Here is a 24,774-nt window from a genome sequence, read left to right on the forward strand (position 1 = left end):
TCATTGTCAACTTTGCTTACAATCAGAATAGCATACACGTGTTAAATTGTCAATATTTTATTTTATGTTTTTTCTATAATTTATTTCATTAACATATATGTGCAAAACAATTTTGAAGTTCTGTGCTTTAACATGTACAATCTACATATGACTGGGAAGCATGCCCGATCCGGAAAACAGGTACAAACCATCACAAAATAGCGCGCTTACAGGTTGACAACTGTTTACCTTGGTGCTATACTAGATCAAGGTAAACAGTTGCCAACCTTTTTTTGTTGTTCCTAATATGAAAAGGGCAGCACACTGACGTGTGCACAGGTCATCAGCCTGCGGCTGGTGACAGGAGATAAGAAAGGAGGAGGATCCATGAAAACACTTCTGACAGATGCTGAATGGAAAATCATCTCACTGCTGTGGGAGCAGTCACCCCAGACGATCACACAGCTCACCGCGTCCTTAAAGGCCGGTACGGGCTGGACCAAACACACCGTTATTTCGCTGCTTGGGCGCATGGAGGCCAAAGGCGCCGTGCATTATACGGAAGGCGGGCGCGCAAAACAGTACTATCCCGATTTAAACCGCGAGGAGGCGATGCTTCAGGAAACGGAAAGCTTTCTGGATAAAGTATTTCAGGGGCGCATGGGTGTCATGTTAAATACTATGGTAAATCAGAGGGCGCTGTCCAGAGAAGAGATCGATGAGATGTACGAAATATTAAAAAAAGCGGAGGAAACGGAGGGAGCGGGCCATGACTGAACGCATCATCGGATCGTCGATCCTCATACTCTGCATACTTGTGATCCGCCGGCTGTCAAGGGGCAGGATACGCCCCGCCGTGCTGTATTCCCTCTGGTCTCTGGTGATCCTTAGGCTGGTGCTTCCGTTTGAAAATATCCCCAGCGTATTCAGCGTTATGAATCCGGTGAGAAACGCAGCCGTCCAGGCTCCGGACAGCTTAAAACCCCTGATCCATAATCTCGCCACAGGCATTACCTACCGAACATCCGATCCGAACCCTTCCCTGGCGGTAAAGGCCGCTGCCTATGACTGGCAGCTGGTGATTCTGATACTGTGGGTCGCGGGCAGCCTGCTGACAGCCGCGTGGATGATCTACACCAACCGCAGATTTGCGCAGAGGCTCCTGGCCGAACGGCGCCGCTATGTGGGATGCCCTTGCAAGCTGCACATATACCTGGCCGATTCGCTGCCATCGCCCTGTCTTTTCTCCTGGAAAGGCGAGACCGCCATCTATCTGACGGAGGAAATGGCTGCCGATCCCCGCATGCTGCGGCATATCCTGGCCCATGAGCTGTGCCACTACCGCCATCTGGACCATGTCTGGGCCGTGGTGCGCAACGGGCTGCTGGCATTCTACTGGTTCCATCCTCTGCTCTGGGTTGCAGCCTCCGCCTCCAAACAGGACGCTGAGATGGCCTGCGACGAGGCCGCCATACGCATGCTGGGTGAGGAGAACCGCACGGACTACGGAAGGACGCTGATCAGCCTTGTCTCACCGCGCCCAACACCTCTGACCCTGACCAGCATCTCCACCACCATGGCTTCCGGCCGCCACACAATACGGGAGCGCATCCGTCTGATCGCCAAAAAGCCGAGGACCCTGCTGCCGGCAGCACTTCTTATGTTCCTCCTTGTCACTGCGGCGGTGGGGTGCACCTTCACTTCCGCATCCGATAATTCAAAGCCTTCCGCAGCGGACTCTGTGACGGAAGGCCAGACGGAACAGCTGCAGACCGAGACGTCTTCACAAGCCGGCAGGCCGCTTCTGCTTGAGGATGTCCTAGAGCTCTCCAAGCGCGGGGATTCTCTGACTTTTGCCGATTTTGAAGGCTATGACGGCGGGGAGGATATCGGCAGCGGCCTTTATATCCGGGTTTATCCTGTGGAATACGGAAGATACACCCTGGCGGTGGGCGGGGGTGATTTAAAAGAAAAACCCATGTATATACGGCTGCAGGCCGCTGATGCGGACAGCTATACGGATATCCGCGACGCAGATCTGTCCGAATATATTGTAAAATATCCTCCGGACGGTTCCGGAAACGATCGCGATTCAGAGCTGCGCCGCAAGGAGGAAGAGGACGCGTTAATTGCCAGCCAGCAGGTCACCTTCTCTGAGGAAGAGATCGAAGATGCCAGGAAGGCGGCTCTGCGCTATTTCGAAGAAGAGGCTCCCGAACGGGAATTAGAGGAGCTATGGTATGACAATGACTCCTGCATCCGTCAGCGCGTTTCCTATCTTCTGTACGGAAGAGGAGCGGTAAACGGCGTTTCTCCGGATGACGTGATCATCTTTCTGTGCGATTTTACTATACCTAAGGAAAATATCATGGAGGGAGAATATACGGATTTCAACCTGATCCTCATCCGGGACGGCAAGGACGGTGAATGGCGGCTGGACGACCAAGGATACTAAAAGGATGGTGTTTTTCCTGCTGACATGATATAATATCGGCAGATATTGAACACTTACGGAGGTATCCCATGGAGAAAATCACAAGCTTTACCATAAACCATCTGGACCTGCTGCCCGGCATCTACGTATCCCGCAAGGACCATGCAGGCAGCGAAGTCATCACAACCTTTGACATCCGCATGACAGCGCCCAACCGGGAGCCCGTCATGAATACAGCCGAGGTGCACACGCTGGAACATCTCACAGCCACCTTTTTAAGAAATCATCCGGTCTTCGGGGATAAAGTGATCTACATGGGGCCCATGGGCTGCCGCACCGGATTTTACCTGCTCTTAGCCGGCGATTACAGATCCGCGGATATCGTGGCGCTGGTCACGGAAATGTTTGAATTTATCCGGGATTTCGAAGGGGAAGTGCCCGGAGCATCCCCCAGGGACTGCGGCAACTATCTGGATATGAATCTTCCGATTGCAAAACTTATAGCCGGACGGTTCCTGGATCACTGCCTGTATGTGATTGAAGAAAAAAATCTGGTGTACCCGGAATAACGTGGCTGGATCGTATCAGCACTCCACGGTGTCTCCTTTCCGTAATACCTTTGTTTCCGGATACTCCGTCACTGTCTTGTACTTTCCGAGAGCTTTCAGTTTCAGGCAGCCGGAGAGCACCTCCAGGCTCATAACGTCATCCCAAAACGAGACGCATTCTTCCTCGGCCCATGGGTTCCGCTTTGACCGTCATACCTCGCCCTTACCGCTGAAACGATCTCCAGCGCCTCCTCTTCCATCCCGGTCTGAAGCATCAGGCAGGCGGCCGCGTATTCGAAGCCGGTCATCGTTTCTTCCGCGTAAGGGACCGGAATGACCGGCTTTTCCGCTTCTTTTTCCCAGCTGCAAATCATAAGGCCCTTTTCATCGTCCACGCTGAAGACACAGCAGGGGTTACAGATATCCCTCATACACCGGAAATTAAGAAGGTAAAATCCAGTTGATTGATGCTGCTGCTATGAAATCTCCACTGACCTTTATTACAGAGAAGGATTCCACGGCAAAAGCGGTTGAAGGCGAAACCGATGTTGACCTGCGTGATGCAGAGAATATTCCATTTACATATGATGGCGGCATTGATTCCTTTATTCAAAACGAGGTGCTGACTTATGCTCCGGATGCCTATGTAGATGAGAAGAAAACACAGGTTGGTTATGAAATCAGCTTTACAAAATATTTCTACAAGCCTATAGAACTTCGTGAAATGAAGGACATTATTGAAAGCTTGAATGCCTTGGAAAAAGAAGCTGATGGTATGATGGCGGAAATTATGGACACGCCGATATTGAGCATACAACTGGTAACAAGGCAAGAAATGCTGATGGATATAAAGTCGTAGCAGAAAATGACATTATCGTGAATATTTTATTGTGCTGGATGGGTGCAATCGGGCGTTCCGACTATAATGGTGTTACCAGCCCGGCCTACGACATATACACCCCTAAAGCCGGAGTAAATTCAAAATACTATCATTATTTGTTTAGAACTCCGCTGTTTTCACAGCAGTGCTATAAGGTTGGCAAAGGGATTATGTCTATGCGGTGGAGAACATACTCTCCGCAGTTCCGCAATATTGTAGTTCCTGTTCCTCCGCTTGAAGAGCGATTCCATCTGAAGAAGAGCAATACGAAATTGTGAATCACTTGGATAATCTTTGTGCGAAAATAGATATTTTAATTGAAAAAGAAAAATCATCAATTGACAAATTGCACGATATGAAAGAGACTCTCATATCCAATGTCGTTAAAGGCAAATTTGATGTGCGAGGTTTCGATATCCCCGACTACGAATACATCAAAGAAGAAACTGATATGGAGGATGATTCCGAAAGCGAAGACGAAATCACCGAGGAGGAATAACAGATGGCTAATAAAAACGAACCGGGAACACCGGAAAACCAGGGCGAAATCGTCATCTATCAGACTGACGATGGCGATACCAAAATCGATGTGCGATTTGTGGATGAATCCGTCTGGCTGACACAGCAGCAAATGGCAGAGCTTTTCCAATCCTCAAGAACCAATATCGTGGAGCATATTCAGCACATCTATGAAGAAGGCGAACTGGACGAGGCATCAACCTGTCGGAAATTCCGACAAGTTCGAACTGAGGGTAACAGGCAGGTTTCAAGAGAAATTCCTCACTACAACCTTGATATGATTATCTCCCTCGGATATCGTGTAAAATCCATCGTCGCCACCAACTTCCGCAGATGGGCTACTGAGCGATTGAAGGAATACATGATCAAAGGCTTCACGATGGATGACGAGCGGCTGAAGAACCTCGGCGGCGGCAACTACTGGAAAGAACTATTAGACCGCATCCGTGATATCCGTTCCTCCGAAAAGGTTATGTACAGGCAGGTTCTTGACCTCTATGCCACAAGCGTTGACTATAACCCGAACAGTGGTAACCTATGAAATGCCGGAGCCAGAAATGCTTATGGTTGCGGAAGAAGGAAACTACAACACCAAAAAATAAGGATTAACAGGAGGTCATCATGGCTGAAGATATTTCAGGAACACTCAAGAAAAATCGCTGGATGGGATATTCAACGAAGTGCCCCACACTGAGACACTTGGAATAAGCAACAATGAAGAATTGCGGCTATTCTATCTGAAAGTGCGAGAAAAAAATTCTATACTGCTGACCTCCAAACCGCCTTATACCGAAACATCGGAAAATATGTATTCTCACGAGCTGCATTAGAGGATTTCCACATCAATGACGATGATGACAGCGTTATCTCTCAGGCACTAAAGGTCATGCGTGAAAACGGAGCTGCCGACACGAAAGGAACTGGCAATGAACTGGGCGAAATGCTTGTCTATACTCTGTTGGAAGAAAAATTGGATGCACCTAAAATTCTGAGCCGAGGCCTGTCACGCGCTGCCAAGCCGTGGCTGAGCATGGCAGCCACGGATCACATGAACATGCGGATCAGTCCAAATAAAAGCAGATGCACCGGGTAAACCACATAAAACAGATACCGGTTCATCCCTGTACCTTTCTTCCCATTATACAAAAACGCGATCAGCAGAAAGGAGAACGCCCCCACATATTCCATGCTGCCCTCCGATATGCCCATGAGAATGAGCAGGACGGAGGCCGCCGTGAAACGCACGGCCTTATAATTCTGCAGCAGATACAAAAGCAGGATCAGCAGCACGCCGTCCACGCTGTAGTCGCACTGCAGGAAATACGCTCCCACAAGAGGCGCTAAAATCCCCATGACCGCCAGAAAAATGCGGTTATTCTTAGTCGCGTAATCATAAACCGTTATTCCCAGAAGGCCCAAAAGCAATGTAAAAAACACATTCTGATAATAAGGATAATAAACCGTGCCAAAAATAGCAAAATCAAAGGGCACCTCTGAAATCAGCGCGAATACGGCAAGCCTCGCCAGATACCTGTAAACGTTCTTCGTATATTTGAACCCTTCCACCAGAAGGAAACAGTAAATCGGAAAGGCCAGACGTCCTACGGTCCTGCATACCATATATTCCGGCGTGCCGTAGTCCAGAAATACAGCCCCGAAATGATCCACCACCATGGTGATCACCGCCAGCAGCTTGAGATGAAAACCTGTAAGAGGCGCATTATCCTCTGAAACCGCAGTTATTCCCATCTGTTCTTCATCCTTTCCGGTCATCATTCTTGCCGATCAGCACGGTAACGGATCTGGGATCCGCCATGTATGCCTTCTGATCTTTCAGCAGGGGCTCTTTGCCCGGCTCACAGTATCCGTTACTCTCCTGCAGCGCGGTGCAGAGGGCCAGATGCCACCGGGTCCCCTTATAGGGCTGCGGCAGAGAAAACTCATGGGGCTCCCAGTGCATGTTGTAGATCACATAGAAGCAGCTGTCCCCGGGTTCACCGGCCTCTCCCGCGTAGATTCCCTGATAGAGCATGCCGAGCTGCCTGCGGTAATTCTCCGTCTGAGGATACCAGGGTTTCACCCCATGATAGGACAGATCCGGATAGCCGCAGCCCCTGTAATCCATCACCTTCAGTTCCCCCGGCATATGGAATATGGGATGCGCCTTACGGAAAGCGATCAGAAATTTGACATACGAAAACAGATCGCTGTGGGTTTTAAGCCCATTCCAGTTGATCCAGGACATCTCATTGTCCTGGCAGTATGCGTTATTATTGCCATTCTGGGTGTTGCCCATCTCATCGCCAGCCATAAGCATCGGCACGCCCTGGCTTAGAAGCAGGACGGTCAGCGCATTGTAGAGCTGCTTTTTCCGCAGGGCCAGTATCTTTTTGCGCCTGGTTGGGCCTTCCACCCCGCAGTTCCAGGAATAATTATAGCAGTAGCCGTCCCGGTTCTCCTCGCCGTTGTCCTCATTGTGCTTGCGGTCATAGCTCACCATATCCATAAGTGTGAACCCATTGGTATGGGCCATATAATTCACCACGCCCATGTCCTCCGGATTCCTCCTCGTGCGGAACATGAGCTGGTTTAAACAGTCCTCATCCCCTTTGATCAGACAGCGCATATCCGTCAGAAAGCCGTCGTTGTACTCCAGCAGATGCTTGCGCCTTCCCCTGTCCGCGCCATTCCAGTTCCCGGCAAACAGCTTGGTGTCCGCCAGCATCGGATCCGAAGCGATCCGGTTTAGCGGGACATCCCCGATTATGTGAAACCCGTCCACATGATAGGCCAGGACCCAATAGCGCAGCACATCCGTGACCATATATTCCGGAACCTGCGGTGTAAAAAAGATCTCCACGATGACTTCAATTCCGTTTTTGTGCAGATCTTTTACCATACGGAAAAACTCAAGATACGGCAGGTTCCTGTCCGGATCGGAGGTATAAGCGGCCTTTGGCGCAAAATAATTGCAGTCGCCGTACCCCCAGTAATTGATCTTATCCGGCGCATCCGGCATCCGGTACGGACTTGCATCACGCGGTTTTTTTAGGGGTATCTCGTCAAAATCAGCCGGCGGCATGAGTTCCAGGGCGGTGATGCCCAGCTCCTTCAGATAAGGGATTTTTTCCGCGATCCCCTTAAAGGTACCCTTTGCTTTTACGCCGGAGGACCTGTGTTTCGTAAATCCTCTGGGATGTATGCGGTACAGGATCATATCCTGAATGGGTGTCTTTAAAGGCCTGTCTCCTTCCCAGTCAAACTCCTCCGTTACAAACCCGCACAGCGGCGGCCTGTCCTTACGTTTTTCATCCCCCCAGATCTCCCTGCCATAGAGCACCTGTGCGTACGGATCGGGGACGGGTACGCCGTCTATTTCATAGGCATACCGGCAGGTAACAGGATCCAGCCCTTCAACAAACAGATAGCCCACATCTCCGATACGGTTTTCTTCCGGAAAATCGTAAGCGGCGTACGGTGTCTCCTCTCCCGCCCTGTATATCAGCAGCCGAAAGGAGGTCTTACAGTTTATAACAGCACAAAATCCGATTCCTTTATCCGTAACCGTGGCTCCAAGTATCATAGTAAGCTCCTATCTTCGTTCATGCTCACTGCCCGCTCTGGGCAGCGATTCTCTCCGCCAGATCATTCAAATACATCCATCTTTCCATCTTCTCTTCCAGCTCGCCCTCGGCCTGTTCCTTATCGGCCATCAGAACGTTTAATTTCCCGTAATCATGGGCGCTCGCCTCTATCTCCTGCTGCAGCCCGCTAATGCGCTCTTCGATGGAGGCGATCACTTCCTCAATGGTATCGTAATCCCTCTGTTCCTGATAGGTGAATTTCAGTTTCTTCGGGCGCTCTGTCCTGTCCTGTTTGGGCTTTGGCCTTAATGCCGCGTCCTTATCCTCCTGCGGTTTTTCACTCTGACGGATCTGCGCCTCCTGCCGGTAATCCGTATAGCCGCCCTCATATCTTGTGATCTTTCCGCCGCCTTCGAAGGCAAAGATCCTTCTTGCCACCCGATCCAGGAAATAGCGGTCATGGCTCACGGCGATCACAATGCCGTCAAAGCCGTCCAGATAATCCTCCAGGATGGTAAGCGTCTCTATATCCAGATCGTTGGTGGGCTCGTCCAGTATCAGCACGTTAGGCGCCTCCATCAATACACGCAGCAGATACAGCCGGCGCTTCTCTCCGCCGGACAGCCTTCCGATCACCGTATAATGCATGTTGGACGGAAACAGAAAGCGTTCCAGCATCTGTGAGGCGGTCACTGTCCCGGAAGGCGTGCGGATAATCTCCGCTCCCTCACGCACATAGTCGATCACCTTAAGGCTTTCGTCCATATATTCGTTTTCCTGTGAAAAATAACCGGTCTTTATGGTCTGTCCGATCACGACCTCGCCGCTGTCGGGCTTGGCTGCCCCCACGATCATCTTCATCAGCGTGGACTTCCCGCAGCCGTTGGGGCCGATGATGCCGATCCTGTCGTTTTTCAGGAAGATATAGCTGAAATCCTCCACCAGCTTTTTCTCTCCGTAGGACTTGCACAATCCCTCAAGCTCCACTGTCGTCCTGCCCATCCTGGATGAGACGGATTCCATCTCCACGCGGCCGTCCTGCACGGGTGCCTGCCTTTCCTTAAGATCCTCCACACGCTGTATATGCGCCTTCTGTTTGGTGGATCTGGCCCTCGCCCCCCTCTGCATCCATGCGATCTCCGTGCGAAGCAGGCTCTGGCGCTTGCGCTCGCTGGCCTGCTCTATGGCCTCCCGCTCCGCCTTAAGCTCCAGAAATCCCAGATAATTGGTCTGATAACTGTATATCCTGCCTTTGTCAATCTCCACGATCCGGTTTGTCACGCTGTCCAGGAAATACCGGTCATGGGTCACCATCAGAAGCGCTCCTTTAAACCGGTTCAGATAGTCCTCCAGCCACTCCGCCATGCTGCTGTCCAGGTGGTTGGTGGGCTCATCCAGTATCAGTATATCCGCTTCGGACAGGAGCACAGAGGCCAGCGCCACCCTCTTTTTCTGGCCGCCGGACAGCTTCTCTATCTCCGTGCCGAACTCATAGATGCCAAGCCTGGTAAGCATGGCTTTGGCCTCGCTCTCCAGCGTCCATTTATTGTGAGGCGTGCTGTTTCCCTTCATCACACAGGAAAGGACCGTGCTCCCCTCCTCAAAATAAGGGTTCTGGGCCAGATACCTAACCGCCAGCCCGTTTCCCATGGTCACCGTCCCTTCATCCGGCTCCTCAAGACCGGCAGCGATCCGAAGCAGCGTGGTCTTTCCGGTACCGTTGATTCCGATCACCCCGATCTTCTCGCCCTCGTTGATGCTAAAACCTGCATCTTGAAACAGCATCCGTTCCGTATAAAATTTTGTCAGATGTTCCATTGTCAGTAAGTTCATAGATCGATACAAACCTCCACGGGGCAGTGATCGGATCCCATCACCTCAGTATGAATGTCCGCGCTTATAAGCTTCCCCTTCAGACCTTCGGAAACGCAGAAATAATCGATGCGCCATCCCGCATTTTTCTCCCTGGCTTTAAACATATAGGACCACCAGGAATAGACGCCTTCCTTATCCGGATTAAAATACCGGTATGTGTCCACAAAGCCGCTGTCTAACAGCCTCGTAAATTTTTCTCTCTCTTTATCGGTAAAGCCGGCATTGTTGCGGTTGGTTTTCGGATTCTTCAGGTCAATCTCCTTATGGGCCACATTCAGATCCCCGCAGAATATCACGGGCTTTTTCTCTTCAAGCTTTTTCAGATATGAGAAAAACGCGTCCTCCCATTCCATCCGGTAATCAAGCCTGGTAAGTTCCCTCTGGGAATTGGGCGTATAGCAGGTTACGACATAATACTCTGGATACTCCAGCGCAATCACGCGCCCTTCCTCATCATGCTCCTCAATCCCCATGCCATAGGACACGCTGACCGGCTCCTCCTTCACAAACACAGCGGTGCCCGAATATCCCTTTTTCTTCGCATAATTCCAGTACTGGTAATATCCCGGCAGATCGAGCGCAAGCTGTCCCTCCTGCATCTTGCTTTCCTGTATACAGAAAACATCTGCGTCCGCCAGAGTAAAAAAGTCCATAAACCCTTTACCCATACACGCACGCAGACCGTTTACATTCCATGATATCATTTTTTTCATATAATTAAAGTCTCCTTTGTCCATTCATCCCTGTCATACACTGCTTGATCGGCGGCCGTGAACAGCAGCCGGACCGGCACACCTTATTATACCAATATCTGAATGCCTTTGCAACCGCGGGCCGGTAAAATCGTTATTCCCCTTATAATTGAGGGCAAAAAGCCTTGCAAAATATAATATTTCCTGTAAAATATACAATTGGGACGGCGGCCGGCAGGGCCGCTGTAAAATAACGAACATTATGCAGTCATCCGTTGTATTCGGATCGCTGCCGATTAGAGAAAGGTTGTTTAAAATGATTGGTACCAGCAATGTCACATTGAGAATCGGTAAAAAAGCATTGTTTGAAGATGTAAACATTAAATTCACAGAGGGGAACTGCTATGGGCTGATCGGCGCGAACGGAGCAGGTAAATCCACCTTCTTAAAAATTCTGTCCGGCCAGTTAGAGCCTACCAGCGGGGACGTTATTATCACTCCCGGACAGCGCCTGTCTTTCCTGCAGCAGGATCATTTTAAATACGACGAGTATCCGGTGCTGGATACCGTCATTATGGGAAATGCACGGCTGTATGAAATCATGAAGGAGAAGGAAGCCATCTATATGAAGGAGGATTTCTCCGATGAAGACGGCATACGCGCCGCCGAACTGGAGGGCGAGTTCGCCGCAATGAACGGCTGGGAAGCGGAGTCCGATGCCGCCACGATGTTAAACGGCCTCGGAATCGACACCGGCCTGCATTATACGCTGATGAAGGATCTGGGCGGCAACGACAAGGTGAAGGTGCTGTTAGCACAGGCTCTGTTTGGCAATCCGGACATCCTGCTTTTGGATGAGCCCACCAACCATCTGGACCTTGACGCGATCGCCTGGCTGGAGGAATTCCTGATCAACTTTGACAATACTGTCATCGTGGTTTCTCATGACCGTTACTTTCTGAATAAAGTATGCACACAGATCGCGGATATCGATTATGCCAAGATCCAGCTCTATGCCGGCAACTATGATTTCTGGTATGAATCCAGCCAGCTGATGATCAAGCAGATGAAAGAAGCCAACAAGAAAAAGGAAGAAAAGATCAAGGAGCTGCAGGACTTCATCCAGCGCTTCAGCGCCAACGCTTCCAAATCGAAACAGGCGACCTCCAGAAAGCGCGCGCTGGAAAAAATCCAGCTGGATGAGATCCGCCCTTCCAGCAGGAAATACCCCTATATTGATTTCCGTCCGGAGCGCGAGATCGGCAATGAGATCCTGGTGGTGGAAAACCTCTCCAAAACAATTGACGGCGTAAAGGTGCTGGATAACATTTCCTTTATCCTCAATCATGGGGACAAGGTCGCTTTTGTGGGCGCGGGTGAGCTGGCTAAAACCACGCTGTTTCAGATTCTCGCAGGTGAGCTGGAACCCGACGAAGGAAGCTATAAATGGGGCATCACGACTTCCCAGGCCTATTTTGCCAAGGACAACACGGATATCTTTGATTCGGATCTGACCATTGTGGACTGGCTGACGCAGTATTCCCCGGTGAAGGATGCCACCTATGTGCGCGGATTCTTGGGCAGAATGCTGTTTCCGGCGGACGACGGTTTAAAGAAGCTGAAGGTTCTTTCCGGCGGTGAGAAGGTGCGCTGCCAGCTCTCCATGATGATGATCCAGGCCACCAATGTGCTGATCTTTGACGAGCCCACCAACCATCTGGATATGGAATCCATCACCGCGCTGAACAACGCGCTGATCAAGTTCCCCGGCGTCATCCTGTTTTCCTGCCATGACCACCAGTTTGTGCAGACCACGGCCAACCGTATCATGGAACTGACTGCCGACGGCCTGATCGACAAGATCACCACCTATGATGAGTATCTGGAAAGCGATATTTCCGTCAGAAAGAGACAGATCAATCAGGTGAGTGAAGACGATGAGGACTGATCTCTGGCAACGAACCGCATTTTGTAATCCAGGGGACAGCCCCCCGCGAGAGCCCCTGCCAAAAGGCTCCGCGGGGGCTGTCTTTTTTCATAACTAGGAGGTGTGTGTTTGAATAAGCTACATAATCGATCGATCCGGCTGCAGCTGATCCTTGTTCTTCTGCTCATCAGCCTGCTTCCGTTTGTGCTCCTCGGACTCTATACCATCCATAAAACCACCACAGTCATGCGCGATCAGGTGTTTGAGATGGAAATGGAATATCTGGACAAAAGCAGCATACAGCTGGAGTCCTATCTGCAGTATGCGGAATCTTACTTTTCTTCCACCGCCACGCAGGAAATCATGTCAAAATATTTCTACTCCGATTTGAATTACAGAGAATACTCTTCCCTGGTTTCCGTGCAGCGCTGGCTCGGTAATTTTCTCTCCCAGCAGAACATCACCCGGGCGGCCTATTTCATCAATTTCGAGAAAAACTATGTCATCGGAAATACTCTTACCGGCTTTTATGTGCAGGACGATGAGACGGAAAATATCTTGATGAGCCTGATTGAGGAATCCGAGCAGCAGAATAAAACCATATTCTGGACCAATATTCCCAACTGGGACGGTTTAAAGAGGACCGGCAAGAACGGCTATTTTGAAATTGAAGGGATCACCCTGTTCATCAAATGCCCTATGTACAGCAACAGCCGCCAGGGAGCGATTCTGGTCAGCATCGACAGCGGCCTGATGAAGGATCTGTTAAAGAGAACCGACAGCCAGAACAGCTCCATGACCATCATCGATGAGCACGGCACCGTCATTTACTGCGAGGATTCCTCCTGGATCGGTAAAAGCGCAGAGGATATACCGGTGCTGGATGAGGTTGATTTTGGCACTGACCGGAACACCTGTTATATCCAGAACAGTTCCGGCAGCTACTATGCCAGCTATTTAAAGGGCAGCAACGGGTGGGTCTATATGACTTTAAATGAAGCCGGCAGAGTGGAAAGCTCCTTAAACCATCTGCTGGGCACTTATCTGATGCTGGGCGGATGCATCGTCTGCCTGCTTCTGGCAGTGATTCTTCTGATCTGCCGCTGGCTGTATACGCCCATCCGCGGCCTTGTCATGAGAATCGGCAGCGCCGGGGAAGATAAAACCGGCAGAGTCACGGGCAATGAATTCCGCATTATTGAAGCCGGAGTGGATTCCATGATGACACAGAAGCAGCTGTTGGAAAAGCAGATCCTGCTGTTTCAGAACAGCTTAAAGGAACTGTTTCTTCTGAAACTGATTAAAAATCAGCTCAGTCCCGAACAGGCGGATAAAGAAATTGATGAGATCGGCATTGAACGCGGCAATCAGTCCATGGCCATTCTCGTCTTTCAGATGGTCAGTCAGGAAGACAGCGGCAGCGCCGGACTACTCCAATTAATGGAGCGCATATATGGCGTTCTGCCGCTGGATAAGACCATGGCCACCACCATCTTTAACGGGCTCTTTGTAGTCTGGATGGGCAGTTCACAGAATACCTCCGAATTCATGTCCGGCCTGTTTCAGATCAGTGAGACGGTTGCTGAAACATTTTCGGAAGAGGGAAATACCATATCCGTGGGGATCAGCGAAGTGTTCGGGGACTGCTCCCAGGTCCGCAGCGCTTACTATGAGGCAGCGGCTTCCCTGGCCTATCATCCGCAGACGGAAAACAATGTACTGCTAAGTGCCGCCGCAGAGCCCTCCGGCCCATATTTTCCGGACGGTCTGTGCAGCCAGCTGAATTTCTCCATCCGCAACGGAGTTATGGAAGATGTGGAAAAGGCTTTGAACCGCATCGCAAAATCCATCTACTGTATTAAGCGGGATCCGAGAATCTATGAAGTTTATGTCATCCGGCTGGCCGCTTCCGTCCTCACCATGACGGAAGAGCCGGATCTGGAACAGAAAAACCTGCAGGACGCGCTGCCGGAACATATAGCCGAAGGGCTCGCGCGCGTCTATGATGTCCGATCCATGTGTCATTTCTTTATGAAGCACTTAATCAGGCCCATGATGCAGGCCATAGGCGAAGGCAACAGCAGCGATCAGGAAGAATTAAGCCGCCGGGCGGTCACCATCATCCGCAGCGGCTTCACCTCCGACCTTACGTTAGAGAGCTGCGCAAAACAGCTGGGGTGCCATCCCATGTATCTGTGGCAGGTATTCAAAGAACAGAATCACGCCACCTTCTCACAGTATCTGGAGGATTACCGCTTCCATATGGCCCAGAAATGGCTCACGGAAACCGACCGTTCCATAGCGGTCATTGCGGAGGATCTGCGATACAGCAATTCGCAGAACTTCATACGCAGTTTCAAAAAGAAAACGGGGCTGACTCCCGGACAGTACCGTTCACAGTACAGGCCATAGGGTCTATCATACATTTATACAGCCGCAGATTTTTTGCCGGCGGCTTTCGCAGGGACTGTGAGACAGCAGCTATCTTCACAGTCCCTTCCTTTTTTGTTCCGGTCTTTCATCGCGGATTTATTTCTGCCGTAGCATTCAGCCATTTGTGCATTTCGTATGTTTTCAAGCATTTTTCTCTATTTTATGCGCAATGATCATCTGATTATATTCCCCACTGTTTAAATGATTATGCTTTTTGACCAAATGATTATTGATTATGCCGTTTTTTTAGTGCATTATGTTCGCATGAACAGGAAGCCGGTTAAAGCCAATCAGTCTTTGGCTGCCGGCTGGTAACAATAGAAAGGAGATTTGCACTTATGGCCAAACAAAAGGCACCGGGCATTCCCGCCATGAGCAATAAGCAGACATTAATGCACCGCATAAAAATGGATAAATGGCTGTATATCATCATGATACCCGGACTGATCCATTATGTACTATTCAAATACGCTCCCATGTGGGGCGTGCTGATCGCTTTTAAGGATTACAACCCTTACACCGGCTTCTTTGACAGCACATGGGTGGGTATGAAGCACTTTGTCCAGTTTTTCAGCAGCTCTAACTTCTCCAAGCTGTTCATCAACACGCTGTGGATCTCTCTGCTGAATATCGTGCTGGCTTTTCCCGCCCCGATCCTGCTCGCGCTCCTGATCAATGAGCTGCGGATGCAGCGGCTGAAAAAAGCGATCCAGACCTGTGTCTATATACCCCACTTTCTTTCCTGGGTCATCGTCGCAAGTCTGACCTATACGATCTTCTCCTCCACCGGGATCATCAACCGCATGCTGGAGTCCCTTGGATTGGAAAGCGTGAAATTTCTCACCTCCACCAACATGTTCCGCCCGATGATCATCGGGCAGTCCATATGGAAGGGAGCTGGATGGGGAACCATCGTATTCCTCGCCGCCATGTCGGGCGTGGACCTGCAGCTCTATGAAGCGGCCATTGTGGACGGGGCCGGGCGCTTCCGCCAGACCTGGCATATCACGCTGCCCGCTATCCGCAGCACCGTCATCATCATGCTGATCCTGCGGATGGGTGATGTACTGGATACGGGCTTTGAACAGATCTTCCTGATGAGCAACGCCCTGAACCGGTCCGTATCGGAGGTGTTTGATACATATGTTTACACGCTGGGCATCACACAGGGATCCTACAGCCAGGCGACGGCAGTCGGACTGTTTAAATCGCTGATCGGTATCATACTGATCTTCGGTTCCAACGCGCTGGCCAAACGGGCCGGCGAATCCGGTATATTCTGACAAGGAGGCGCGATATGAAATCAAAAGCTAAAGAGCCGGCACAGAAGCTGCACCGCAACGACACCATATATTCCCGGATATTTGACGTATTCAATGTCATTTTCCTGATTGCGGTGGCCTTTCTGACCATCTCACCGTTTTTATATGTAATCGCCTGTTCCTTCGCAACGGAGCAGGAAATACTCACAAGGGCCTTTTTTCTGATCCCGCACACCTTTCAGATAGAGTCCTATAAGTACATATTCTCCTCGGCCACGCTGCCGAGAGCCTTTTTAAACACGTTGTTTATCACGATCACAGGCACGCTGCTCGCCATGTTTTTGACGGTCACCCTGGCATACTCCCTCTCCAAGAAGAGGCTGGCCGGCCGCTCCCTGATCCTCTCGCTGATCTCCTTCACCCTGGTGTTCAGCGGCGGCATGATCCCCACTTTCCTGGTGATCAAGGGCCTGCATATGATTGATACCTTCGCCGCCCTGATCATCCCCGGCGCTTTAAGCACCTGGAACCTGATCGTGGTAAAGAATTTCTTCGAAGGGCTGCCGATGGAGCTGGAGGAGGCTGCCAAAATAGACGGGGCGTCCGATCTGACGATCCTGGGGCGCATCGCTCTGCCCCTGTCCAAACCGGTGCTGGCCACCTTTTCACTCTTCTATGCGGTGGGCTACTGGAACAGCTATACAAGCGCACTTTTGTATATCAACGATATGAAGAAATGGACGCTGCAGATCATGCTCCGTCAGATCATCATGCTGGCAAACGGCGTGATCGACGGCAGCGAATTTGACGAGCTGGCCACCCGGCCTCCGGCGGAAAGCATCCAGATGGCCGTGATCGTATTCGGCACGCTGCCCATCCTTCTGGTTTATCCGCTGCTGCAGAAGCATTTTACCAAGGGCGTGATCGTAGGCGCCGTAAAAGGCTGATCTGCCGGCATACTAACTCAAAAGTTCTAAAATTAAAACCATATAAGGAGGAACCAACATGAAAAAATCCATCAAAAGACTAACCGCCCTGGCCGCATCGGCCATGCTGCTGATCGGCAGCATGGCAGGCTGCCAGAGCAACACCGCCAATGAAGGCACCACCACATCTGCCGCCAATTCGGGACAGACGCAGACTTCTGCTGCGGACCAGACCACCAAGGGATCCGAGGAGCGCCAGAAAGTCAGCATTATGAGCCTGACCTTTAACGGAAACCCCGTTACCGAGGATAACATCCTGGTACAGAAGCTGGAGGAATACACCGGCTATGATATCGAATGGACCTGGATACTGGATGCGGACTACACCGATAAGATCAGCACCATGATCGCAGGCGGCACGCTTCCTGAAATCACCCTGCTAAAATCCATCGATTCCAACGCGGTACAGAACTGCCGTGCAGGCGCGTTCTGGGATCTGACCGATTATCTGTCCAAATACGAAAACCTGTCCCAGATCGATGACATCGTAATGCAGAATATTGCGATTGACGGCAAAGTCTTTGGCATCCCCCGTTCCCGTACGCTTATGCGCCACGGCATCGTTTACCGCCAGGACTGGCTGGATGCGCTCGGCCTCAAGCCCGCCACAACGCTGGATGAATTTGAGGAAATCTTAAGACAGTTCACCTTTAACGATCCTGACGGCAACGGCCAGAATGATACCTGGGGCCTTGTTTCCACCAAAGCGTCCACCGGTTTTGATACGGCCGGCCTCTGGTTCGGCGCTCCCAACGGATGGGGTGAAGACGCGTCCGGCAAACTGCAGCCCGCGTTTCTGTTCGATGAGTATTTCGAATCCATGAACTGGCTGAAAGGCTTATACGATGAGGGCATATTGAATGAAGATTTCGCCACTCTGGAGAACTCCGGCGTAAAAGATGCGTTCAAGGCTCAGCAGACCGGCGTATATATCAGTGACGCCGATGAAGCGAACTCTTTCTATACGCACTTTAACACGGAAAACATCGATGCCAGCCTTACGGTTACCGCATCGTTTGAGACTCCTGCCGGCAAAGTTGCTCCGTCTACCGACGGTTTCTCCGGCATCCTGGCTGTTTCAAAGGCATCTGTCAAAACAGAAGAGGATCTGGACCGCTGCCTGACCTTCCTCGATAAGCTCAACGATGAATACTGCCAGAACCTTTTCACCTACGGAATTGAAGGAACGGATTATGAAGTCAACGAAGACGGCACAGTTACCAAGCTCGGCACCGGCATCATTTCCCTGGGTGAGAGCGACGGTTTTAACCAGATCATGATGAATGTAACGGATAAGCTCTTTAAGCAGACTCCTGCCAACGAACTGGCTGCACAGGTGCTGGATGTACAGGCAGAAAACAAAAACTATATTGTCAGCAACCCCGGCAAGGCTCTGCTGCGCACCTCCGATACCTATAACTCCGTAGGCGCTCAGCTGGATCAGCTGATCTCCGACGCCAGAATCCAGTACATCGTCGGCGAACTGGATGAAGAAGGATGGAAATCCGTCATCGAAAGCTGGAGACAGCAGGGCGGCGACAAGGTCATCGAAGAAGTAAACGCAAGCTACAGCAAATAAACCAGAATTTTGCAGCTCATTGCCGGCCGCCCGCAGTTTGACCGTGGGCGGCCGGCCTTATATATGGCAGAAGCACACTGATGTGTGCGTAGGTCATCAACCTTCGGTTGGTGACAGGGAAAGAGGAAGCACACTGATGTGTGCGTAGGTCATCAACCTTCGGTTGGTGACAGGGAAAGGAGAATTGAATGTGATGTCACAGACAAAGATTGCTTTACACCGCCTTCACCGTATACCTGGAGCTTCTTATGTAACCTTCGGAGTTCCCTGGGCGAAGGGCGAGGTTAAAAGAACAGATACCTGGAATCTGGAGGATGAAACCGCCCGCACACTGCCCCTTCAATCCTCGGTACGGGCCTACTGGCCGGACGGAAGCGTCAAATGGACGCTCCATACGGCGGATCTGACCCACAGCGCTTCCGACCGGATGTTTCTGTCTCCGGATCACCGAAGCCCCTCCTTAGACAGGGATTCCGATGAAAATACTAAGATCGATGACGGGCCTGACCGCCTGTTCATCCGCCTCGGAAGCCTCCGGGTCCTGTTTACCAAAGACGGAAGCTGCGTGCCTTCCGTATCCTTTCAGGACAGGGAGTATATCCGCCGCGGCAGCCTGACAGTGCAGATCAGCCACCACAGACAGCAGGGAACACGCACGGTCAGCGATATCATGCCGTATTTCGGCACAGCGGATACCTATACTGTGGAAGAGGTAGGCCCACTGCGTGCGGTTGTCAAACTGTCCGGCATCCATGTCCCCGAAGAAACCGGCTGTCCCGATTTCCGCGGTCAGGCGCTGCCGTTTACACTACGCTATTATCTGTACCGGGACAGCGATAAACTGCGGATCATGCACACCTTCTGCTACGATATGGACCACAGAACCGATTTCATTCAGTCTGTCGGCATGCAGTTTGACGCTCCGGTGCAGGGCCCCATTTATAACAGAAAGGTCCGCATCGCCGGCGATGGCGGGCTGCAAAAGGAATCCTGCGTGCTGTTAAAGAGCTGGCATCCGGCGCTTCCGGAAGATCTGTACCGGGCACAGATAGACGGTGAAAACCTGTCCTTAGACCCTGCGCGCGACCCGGATCCCTTTAAGGCCATGGATAATATGAATTTCTGGGACGGCTATCAGCTCATCCAGGATTCCAGCGAGCATTTCCGCGTCCGCAAAACCACAGGAGCGCCTGACTGCGCGCCGGTGGATTCCCTGGAGGGGAACCGCTCCATGGGTTATCTCTACGCAGGGGATGAAAACCAGGGGCTGGGAATCGGCATGAAAGATTTCTGGCAGAAATATCCCTCCGGACTGGAGGTATCCGGCCTGCTCACCGATGAAGCGCGGTATAACGCCTGGTTCTGGACCCCCTACGGAGAAGCAATGGATCTTCGGTTCTACGACACAAAAGGCTGCAGCCAGGCCTATTACGGCGCAGGTGATATCACCCGCAGCACGCCTTACGGGATCGCCGTCACCAACGAACTCACCCTGGATTTCTATCATGGCAGCTGCCCCGCAGACCGGGAACTGCTGACGCGGGCCAAATTGGCGCAGACGCCGGAGCTATTAGTCTGCGAGCCGTCCTATTATCACGATGTGCGCGCCTTCGGCAGATGGTCCCTTCCCGATCGCTCCACGCCTTCTAAGCAGTGGCTGGAGCAGTGCCTGGATCAGGCTGTGGGTTTCTATCAGAATGAGATCGAGGCCAGGAAATGGTACGGGCTGTGGAATTACGGCGATGTCATGCATTCCTATGACAGCACCCGCCACTGCTGGCGGTACGATCTGGGCGGCTGGGCCTGGCAGAATACGGAGCTGGTTCCCACACTTTGGCTGTGGTATTCATTTCTGCGCACAGGCCGGCCGGACATCTTTCTCATGGCCGAGGCCATGTGCCGGCATACCAGGGATGTGGATGTGCTGCATATGGGAGAATTCAAGGGTCTTGGGAGCCGCCACAATGTAAAACACTGGGGAGGTTCCGCCAAAGAAGCCCGCATATCCATGTGCGGCCATCACCGCTTTTACTATTACCTGACAGGGGATGAGCGCACCGGAGATGTGCTGGACGAGGTTAAGGACGTGGATTTCACCACCATCCATGCCGATCCGCTGCGCAATCACTATGAGAAGGACCCCAACGCGCCCTATCCCACCCATGCGCGTTCCGGCCCGGACTGGTCATCCTACTGTTTTAACTGGTTCACGCGCTGGGAGCGTTTTGAGGATCAGAAATACGCGGATAAGCTGCGCACCGGGGTGCATTGCCTGTCACAGGCCCCCTACCGGCTGATCTCCGGCGTGGATTTTGGATACGATCCCGAAAGCGGCAGGCTCTATTACATCGGTGAACAGAGCACCGGCGGTTCCCATCTGGCAGCCTGCATGGGTGGGCCGCAGCTCTATGTGGAGCTGGCAGATGTTCTGGAAGACCCCGTATGGGAGGAAATGCTGGTGGAATACGGTTCCTTCTATTACCTGTCACCCGAGGAGAAAGCGGCCGCCACCAACGATGTGGTCGGTTATAAGGACTGGTCCTTCCCTTCCGCTGCCGCCACGCTGGTATCCTTCGCCGCAGAAAAGAAAAAGGATGAGGCGCTGGGCCGCAGGATCTGGGAGATCCTGACTAAGGACCGTAAGAAATATCCGTTTTCCTATGAAAATCTGGCGGATGCGCCTGCCGGCTCCGTAAAGAAAGAAATCCCCTGGATTTCCACCAATTCGGTGTCACAATGGTGTCTGAATGTCATTACCTCTCTGGATATGGCCGGGGAATATCTGCCGGAGGATCCGGACAGCATATGATCTCATAATGATTTGCCAATGAAAAGGCTGCGGCGGCTGCGTCACAGCCTTTTCACTTTAGAGCACCTGTTACAGGACGCCTGTTCCTGAAGGCACATAATATTTCTGATTCTTGCTTTTAGGAGTTTCCGGCAATGTCATCTTAAGCCTGCCCATTTCCAGCAGCGGGCGTATATATTTAGATACTACATAATAAGGGCTGTCAATGCCGATATAGTCCGCAATCTCCGTGCGGCTCCTGGGACGTTCGCAGTAAAACAGGATCTGCTGCATCGCATCCGGAAGAGCTTCCGAAACTGCGAATTCCCGTTTCCCGCCTGAAGGACGGTTATACAGGGTAACGCGGAAGATGCCTCTTTGGCTTTCAAAAACTGCCGGTGGCAGCCCTGCCCTCTCCATCTCATCCACAACGGTCGGAATGCCCGAAAATCGGTTTTCAGTTCCGAGCATTACCTCCAGACCGCCCGCAATAAAGGGGTTTCTGGTGTCCGCGGCCACTTTTCCCAACTCGTCCAACGTGATTCTGCCATACAGGCCTCCCGGATTTTCCACCTCCAGGCGGTCGCTGTACAAAATTACACGGATCGGAGAATTGTCCGTATGGATGCTGTAATCCCGGTGTATCAAAGCGTTCAATACGATCTCACGCACCGCCTTCATCGGATATTCCGTGCGGTCCGCTCTCTTGCCCTCATCATCTACAATCGTTGCGTTGCGTATATTTCGCCGTATAAAGGCAAGCGTATCTTCCAGTATCTGGGTCAGGGTTCCCTCAATGCGCTGATTATCAATAAATCTCTCGCCATTCACCCCCAAACCGCCGAATTTCGTCCCGTCCACCACCATCGCCGTGACGCTAAGCTGCGGAAAAAAAGCCTGAGGATATTCGCCCAGCATCATGATCCCCGCTACGGTCGGTATTCCCTGTTCCGTGATTCCCTGCAGCTTAAGTATCTTCTCATTGGGCTGTTTGGCCAGATTAGGTTTGGCTTTTTTTAACTTCAGAAAGTATTCCGCAAGCGCGTCCGGATCGAGTGAATCCGTCGATGCCCTCAAAACGGGCCTAAGCTCATCCTGTATTTTTCTTTTAAATGCTTCATAGCTGTATACTTCGTATTCTGTCATCGGCATATCCGCCTCCCCCACACGGATATAAGCTCCCCGCAGTCTGCCGCTGCCCTTATAGAAACACGGTTTTTCAAATATATCACATTCCGAAATTTCCGCGCTCACCACTATCTTACCTTCTATTTCAGCCACAGTAAAAACAGGGCGGACCACAGGCTGCATCTGAAGCGCCTGATTGGTCACCTGGACCTGCAGGTCCTGTGCATCATAAACTCCGACAATTTCGTAATCCGTTTTCTCATCTATGCCGAATAAAATAATACCTCCGCCTGTCTGATTGGAAAAAGCGGATAACGTGTCATACAGCCGCTCCGGCGTTCCATCATGGGCGCGTTTCAGTTCGATGTCCTGGCGTTCGCATTTCTGCCTTGTCACATTTTTGACTAAATTAATAAGTTCTATCGCTAACATGCGCCTGCCTCCCTTCTTCTTTATTTATTATAACCGCCGCGACGTATTTACACAAGTTTTTCGCAAATTTTTCACAAAAAACAAATTTTCATAAATTTATCGCAACTATAGTGTGGGGTTTTTCTGAATTCATCAGAATATAAACCATACCGTTCTCGGTATCGGGATTCATCTCCGGCACAGAAAAGGACTTCAGATCCAGGCATGAAAAAGGCGCCGCTCCATCACCCGGAAACGGCGCCTTCATTCACGGCCGGCAGTTCAAAAACTTACCGCCTTATACATTGATTATACATTGATCTCGGCTTTTAACCCGAGCAGTTCTTTATTCTCCTCAAGCAGCGGCGCGATCACATACGCAAGGAACTCTTCCACCTGCTGCGTGGCGCGGCCGGTATATCTGGAAGGGTCCATGGCCGCTTTCAGGTCATCCAGGCTTAGGCCGAAGGCCGGATCCGCCGCGATCAGCTCCAGCAGATTGTTATCCTGGCCGTTCACCTTGACATTTTTGCCCGCTTCCATGGAAAGGCTGCGGATTCTTTCATGAAGCTCCTGACGGTCGCCGCCGGCCTTCACCGCATCCATCATGATGTTCTCGGTGGCCATAAAGGGCAGCTCCGACATCAGCCGTTTCTCAATCACCTTCGGATATACAACCAGGCCGTCCACCACATTCAGATACAGATCCAGGATGCCGTCCACAGCAAGGAAACCCTCCGGGATGCTGATCCGCTTATTGGCGGAATCGTCCAGCGTTCTCTCAAACCACTGTGTGGAGGCGGTCAGCATGGGATTCATGGCATCCGCCATCACATAGTTCGCCAGGGACGCGATGCGCTCGCTCCTCATGGGATTGCGCTTATAGGCCATAGCCGAGGAACCGATCTGGCTCTTCTCAAAGGGCTCTTCGATCTCCTTTAAATGCTGCAGCAGACGGATATCATTGGAAAATTTATGGGCACTCTGGGCAATCCCCGCCAGGACATTTAACACACGGCTGTCCACCTTGCGGGAATAGGTCTGTCCGGATACGGGATAACATCCTTCAAATCCCATCTTTTCAGCGATTCTCTGATCCAACCGCCTGCACTTCTCATGATCTCCCTCAAACAGCTCCAGAAAACTCGCCTGGGTGCCCGTCGTTCCCTTGGAGCCCAGCAGCCTCATGCTGCCGATCAGATACTCCAGATCCTCCAGATCCAGTTTCAGCTCCATCATCCATAGCGTGGCGCGCTTGCCCACCGTGGTCGGCTGCGCGGGCTGAAAATGGGTGAACGCCAGCGTGGGCTGCGCCTTATACTTATCCGCAAATTTCGTCAGCTCTGCGATCACATTCACCAGTTTCTTCTTCACCAGCCGCAGAGCCTCGGTCATCACGATCAGATCCGTATTATCCCCCACATAGCAGGAGGTGGCTCCCAGATGGATAATGCCCTTGGCTTTCGGGCACTGCACGCCGTATGCGTACACGTGGGACATCACATCGTGACGAACCTCCTTCTCCCTCTGCCTGGCAACTTCGTAATTAATATCGTCCTGATGTTCCTTCAGCTCATCGATCTGCTCCTGGGTCACCGGCAGTCCCAATTCTCTCTCGGTCTCCGCCAGCGCGATCCACAGCCTCCTCCATGTGCGAAACTTCTTATCCGGTGAAAAAATATACTGCATCTCCTCGCTCGCATAACGCTCGGACAGCGGACTTAAGTATTTGTCATACATAAAAATTCT

19 protein-coding genes and 1 pseudogene are annotated in these 24,774 nt (G+C 51.5%); 13 read left to right on the forward strand and 7 right to left on the reverse strand.

What is annotated here, in order from left to right:
- Positions 1-366 precede the first annotated feature (366 nt).
- The 3 genes from DWZ56_RS13365 (at position 367) to DWZ56_RS13375 (ending at position 2,982) form a co-directional block, all read left to right on the forward strand.
- Positions 367-756 carry a BlaI/MecI/CopY family transcriptional regulator gene (locus DWZ56_RS13365; protein WP_118557140.1) on the forward strand — a complete coding sequence of 130 codons (390 nt, stop codon included), beginning with the start codon at positions 367-369 and terminating at the stop codon, positions 754-756.
- The gene (locus tag DWZ56_RS13370) at positions 749-2,434 is read left to right on the forward strand and encodes a M56 family metallopeptidase (RefSeq protein WP_118557141.1); all 1,686 of its coding nucleotides are present in this window, start codon (positions 749-751) and stop codon (positions 2,432-2,434) included. The genes DWZ56_RS13365 and DWZ56_RS13370 overlap by 8 nt, the downstream gene beginning before the upstream one ends.
- A 68-nt stretch (positions 2,435-2,502) precedes the next feature.
- Complete coding sequence (locus tag DWZ56_RS13375; RefSeq protein ID WP_118557142.1) at positions 2,503-2,982, forward strand: S-ribosylhomocysteine lyase; 480 nt, start codon at positions 2,503-2,505, stop codon at positions 2,980-2,982.
- Between the two features lie 128 nt (positions 2,983-3,110).
- On the opposite strand, the gene DWZ56_RS13380 is transcribed toward DWZ56_RS13375, so the two are convergent.
- The gene (locus DWZ56_RS13380) at positions 3,111-3,335 is read right to left on the reverse strand and encodes a hypothetical protein (RefSeq protein WP_147369425.1); all 225 of its coding nucleotides are present in this window, start codon (positions 3,333-3,335) and stop codon (positions 3,111-3,113) included.
- 86 nt (positions 3,336-3,421) lie between these two features.
- On the opposite strand from DWZ56_RS13380, the gene DWZ56_RS13385 reads away from it, so the two are divergent.
- The 4 genes and pseudogenes from DWZ56_RS13385 to DWZ56_RS23815 all read left to right on the forward strand — a co-directional run bounded on the left by DWZ56_RS13385 (position 3,422) and on the right by DWZ56_RS23815 (position 5,453).
- Entirely contained in the window at positions 3,422-3,820 is a 399-nt protein-coding gene (locus DWZ56_RS13385) for a hypothetical protein (protein ID WP_199679603.1), read from the forward strand.
- Positions 3,821-4,115: 295 nt separating this feature from the next.
- Entirely contained in the window at positions 4,116-4,340 is a 225-nt protein-coding gene (locus DWZ56_RS13390) for a hypothetical protein (RefSeq protein WP_118557144.1), read from the forward strand.
- A gap of 3 nt (positions 4,341-4,343) precedes the next feature.
- Positions 4,344-4,889 (forward strand): annotated as a pseudogene (locus DWZ56_RS13395) (virulence RhuM family protein); the annotation flags it as partial.
- A gap of 201 nt (positions 4,890-5,090) precedes the next feature.
- Positions 5,091-5,453: a Hachiman antiphage defense system protein HamA gene (locus DWZ56_RS23815; RefSeq protein ID WP_442911447.1), complete on the forward strand. Its 363-nt coding sequence runs from the start codon at positions 5,091-5,093 to the stop codon at positions 5,451-5,453.
- Here the strand turns inward: DWZ56_RS23815 and DWZ56_RS13405 are convergent.
- Genes DWZ56_RS13405 through DWZ56_RS13420 form a run of 4 tightly spaced genes read right to left on the reverse strand, consistent with a single transcriptional unit; the run spans position 5,405 to position 10,532 of the window.
- Positions 5,405-6,109 carry a TraX family protein gene (locus DWZ56_RS13405; protein WP_158584581.1) on the reverse strand — a complete coding sequence of 235 codons (705 nt, stop codon included), beginning with the start codon at positions 6,107-6,109 and terminating at the stop codon, positions 5,405-5,407. The genes DWZ56_RS23815 and DWZ56_RS13405 overlap by 49 nt on opposite strands.
- A gap of 7 nt (positions 6,110-6,116) precedes the next feature.
- The gene (locus DWZ56_RS13410; RefSeq protein ID WP_118557147.1) at positions 6,117-7,943 is read right to left on the reverse strand and encodes an alpha-amylase family glycosyl hydrolase; all 1,827 of its coding nucleotides are present in this window, start codon (positions 7,941-7,943) and stop codon (positions 6,117-6,119) included.
- Positions 7,944-7,968: 25 nt separating this feature from the next.
- Positions 7,969-9,777 carry an ABC-F family ATP-binding cassette domain-containing protein gene (locus DWZ56_RS13415; RefSeq protein ID WP_118557148.1) on the reverse strand — a complete coding sequence of 603 codons (1,809 nt, stop codon included), beginning with the start codon at positions 9,775-9,777 and terminating at the stop codon, positions 7,969-7,971.
- Entirely contained in the window at positions 9,774-10,532 is a 759-nt protein-coding gene (locus DWZ56_RS13420) for an exodeoxyribonuclease III (RefSeq protein WP_118557149.1), read from the reverse strand. The genes DWZ56_RS13415 and DWZ56_RS13420 overlap by 4 nt, the downstream gene beginning before the upstream one ends.
- A gap of 295 nt (positions 10,533-10,827) precedes the next feature.
- Between DWZ56_RS13420 and DWZ56_RS13425 the strand changes: the two genes are divergently transcribed.
- From DWZ56_RS13425 to DWZ56_RS13450, 6 genes are all read left to right on the forward strand, one after another.
- Positions 10,828-12,459 (forward strand): ABC-F family ATP-binding cassette domain-containing protein, encoded by a 1,632-nt coding sequence (locus DWZ56_RS13425; RefSeq protein WP_118557312.1) that lies wholly within the window; start codon positions 10,828-10,830, stop codon positions 12,457-12,459.
- A 108-nt stretch (positions 12,460-12,567) separates the two neighbouring features.
- Positions 12,568-14,850, forward strand: coding sequence for a helix-turn-helix transcriptional regulator (locus tag DWZ56_RS13430; RefSeq protein WP_118557150.1), 2,283 nt, complete (start codon positions 12,568-12,570; stop codon positions 14,848-14,850).
- A gap of 359 nt (positions 14,851-15,209) precedes the next feature.
- Entirely contained in the window at positions 15,210-16,154 is a 945-nt protein-coding gene (locus DWZ56_RS13435; RefSeq protein WP_118557151.1) for an ABC transporter permease, read from the forward strand.
- A 14-nt stretch (positions 16,155-16,168) separates the two neighbouring features.
- The gene (locus DWZ56_RS13440) at positions 16,169-17,080 is read left to right on the forward strand and encodes a carbohydrate ABC transporter permease (protein WP_118557152.1); all 912 of its coding nucleotides are present in this window, start codon (positions 16,169-16,171) and stop codon (positions 17,078-17,080) included.
- Positions 17,081-17,138: 58 nt separating this feature from the next.
- Positions 17,139-18,698: an extracellular solute-binding protein gene (locus tag DWZ56_RS13445; protein WP_118557153.1), complete on the forward strand. Its 1,560-nt coding sequence runs from the start codon at positions 17,139-17,141 to the stop codon at positions 18,696-18,698.
- 193 nt (positions 18,699-18,891) lie between these two features.
- On the forward strand, positions 18,892-21,507 hold the full coding sequence (locus DWZ56_RS13450) for an exo-rhamnogalacturonan lyase family protein (RefSeq protein ID WP_118557154.1): 2,616 nt from the start codon (positions 18,892-18,894) through the stop codon (positions 21,505-21,507).
- A gap of 69 nt (positions 21,508-21,576) precedes the next feature.
- Here the strand turns inward: DWZ56_RS13450 and DWZ56_RS13455 are convergent, their stop codons facing one another.
- Both DWZ56_RS13455 and purB read right to left on the reverse strand, forming a co-directional pair.
- Complete coding sequence (locus tag DWZ56_RS13455) at positions 21,577-23,046, reverse strand: ATP-binding protein (RefSeq protein WP_118557155.1); 1,470 nt, start codon at positions 23,044-23,046, stop codon at positions 21,577-21,579.
- 288 nt (positions 23,047-23,334) lie between these two features.
- Complete coding sequence (gene purB / locus DWZ56_RS13460) at positions 23,335-24,765, reverse strand: adenylosuccinate lyase (protein ID WP_118557156.1); 1,431 nt, start codon at positions 24,763-24,765, stop codon at positions 23,335-23,337.
- Positions 24,766-24,774 lie beyond the last annotated feature (9 nt).

The organism is Lachnotalea sp. AF33-28 (assembly GCF_003477885.1).
Lineage (GTDB): Bacteria > Bacillota > Clostridia > Lachnospirales > Lachnospiraceae > AF33-28.

Excerpts from the sequence above, each read along its gene's own strand:
- DWZ56_RS13455 (WP_118557155.1), bottom strand. The coding sequence starts at position 23,046 with ATGTTAGCGATAGAACTTATTAATTTAGTCAAAAATGTGACAAGGCAG.
- DWZ56_RS13445 (WP_118557153.1), top strand. The coding sequence starts at position 17,139 with ATGAAAAAATCCATCAAAAGACTAACCGCCCTGGCCGCATCGGCCATG.
- DWZ56_RS13410 (WP_118557147.1), bottom strand. The coding sequence starts at position 7,943 with ATGATACTTGGAGCCACGGTTACGGATAAAGGAATCGGATTTTGTGCT.
- DWZ56_RS13375 (WP_118557142.1), top strand. The coding sequence starts at position 2,503 with ATGGAGAAAATCACAAGCTTTACCATAAACCATCTGGACCTGCTGCCC.
- DWZ56_RS13435 (WP_118557151.1), top strand. The coding sequence starts at position 15,210 with ATGGCCAAACAAAAGGCACCGGGCATTCCCGCCATGAGCAATAAGCAG.
- DWZ56_RS13405 (WP_158584581.1), bottom strand. The coding sequence starts at position 6,109 with ATGGGAATAACTGCGGTTTCAGAGGATAATGCGCCTCTTACAGGTTTT.
- purB (WP_118557156.1), bottom strand. The coding sequence starts at position 24,765 with ATGTATGACAAATACTTAAGTCCGCTGTCCGAGCGTTATGCGAGCGAG.
- DWZ56_RS13380 (WP_147369425.1), bottom strand. The coding sequence starts at position 3,335 with ATGATTTGCAGCTGGGAAAAAGAAGCGGAAAAGCCGGTCATTCCGGTC.
- DWZ56_RS13370 (WP_118557141.1), top strand. The coding sequence starts at position 749 with ATGACTGAACGCATCATCGGATCGTCGATCCTCATACTCTGCATACTT.
- DWZ56_RS13365 (WP_118557140.1), top strand. The coding sequence starts at position 367 with ATGAAAACACTTCTGACAGATGCTGAATGGAAAATCATCTCACTGCTG.
- DWZ56_RS13420 (WP_118557149.1), bottom strand. The coding sequence starts at position 10,532 with ATGAAAAAAATGATATCATGGAATGTAAACGGTCTGCGTGCGTGTATG.
- DWZ56_RS13440 (WP_118557152.1), top strand. The coding sequence starts at position 16,169 with ATGAAATCAAAAGCTAAAGAGCCGGCACAGAAGCTGCACCGCAACGAC.
- DWZ56_RS13415 (WP_118557148.1), bottom strand. The coding sequence starts at position 9,777 with ATGAACTTACTGACAATGGAACATCTGACAAAATTTTATACGGAACGG.
- DWZ56_RS13425 (WP_118557312.1), top strand. The coding sequence starts at position 10,828 with ATGATTGGTACCAGCAATGTCACATTGAGAATCGGTAAAAAAGCATTG.
- DWZ56_RS13450 (WP_118557154.1), top strand. The coding sequence starts at position 18,892 with ATGTCACAGACAAAGATTGCTTTACACCGCCTTCACCGTATACCTGGA.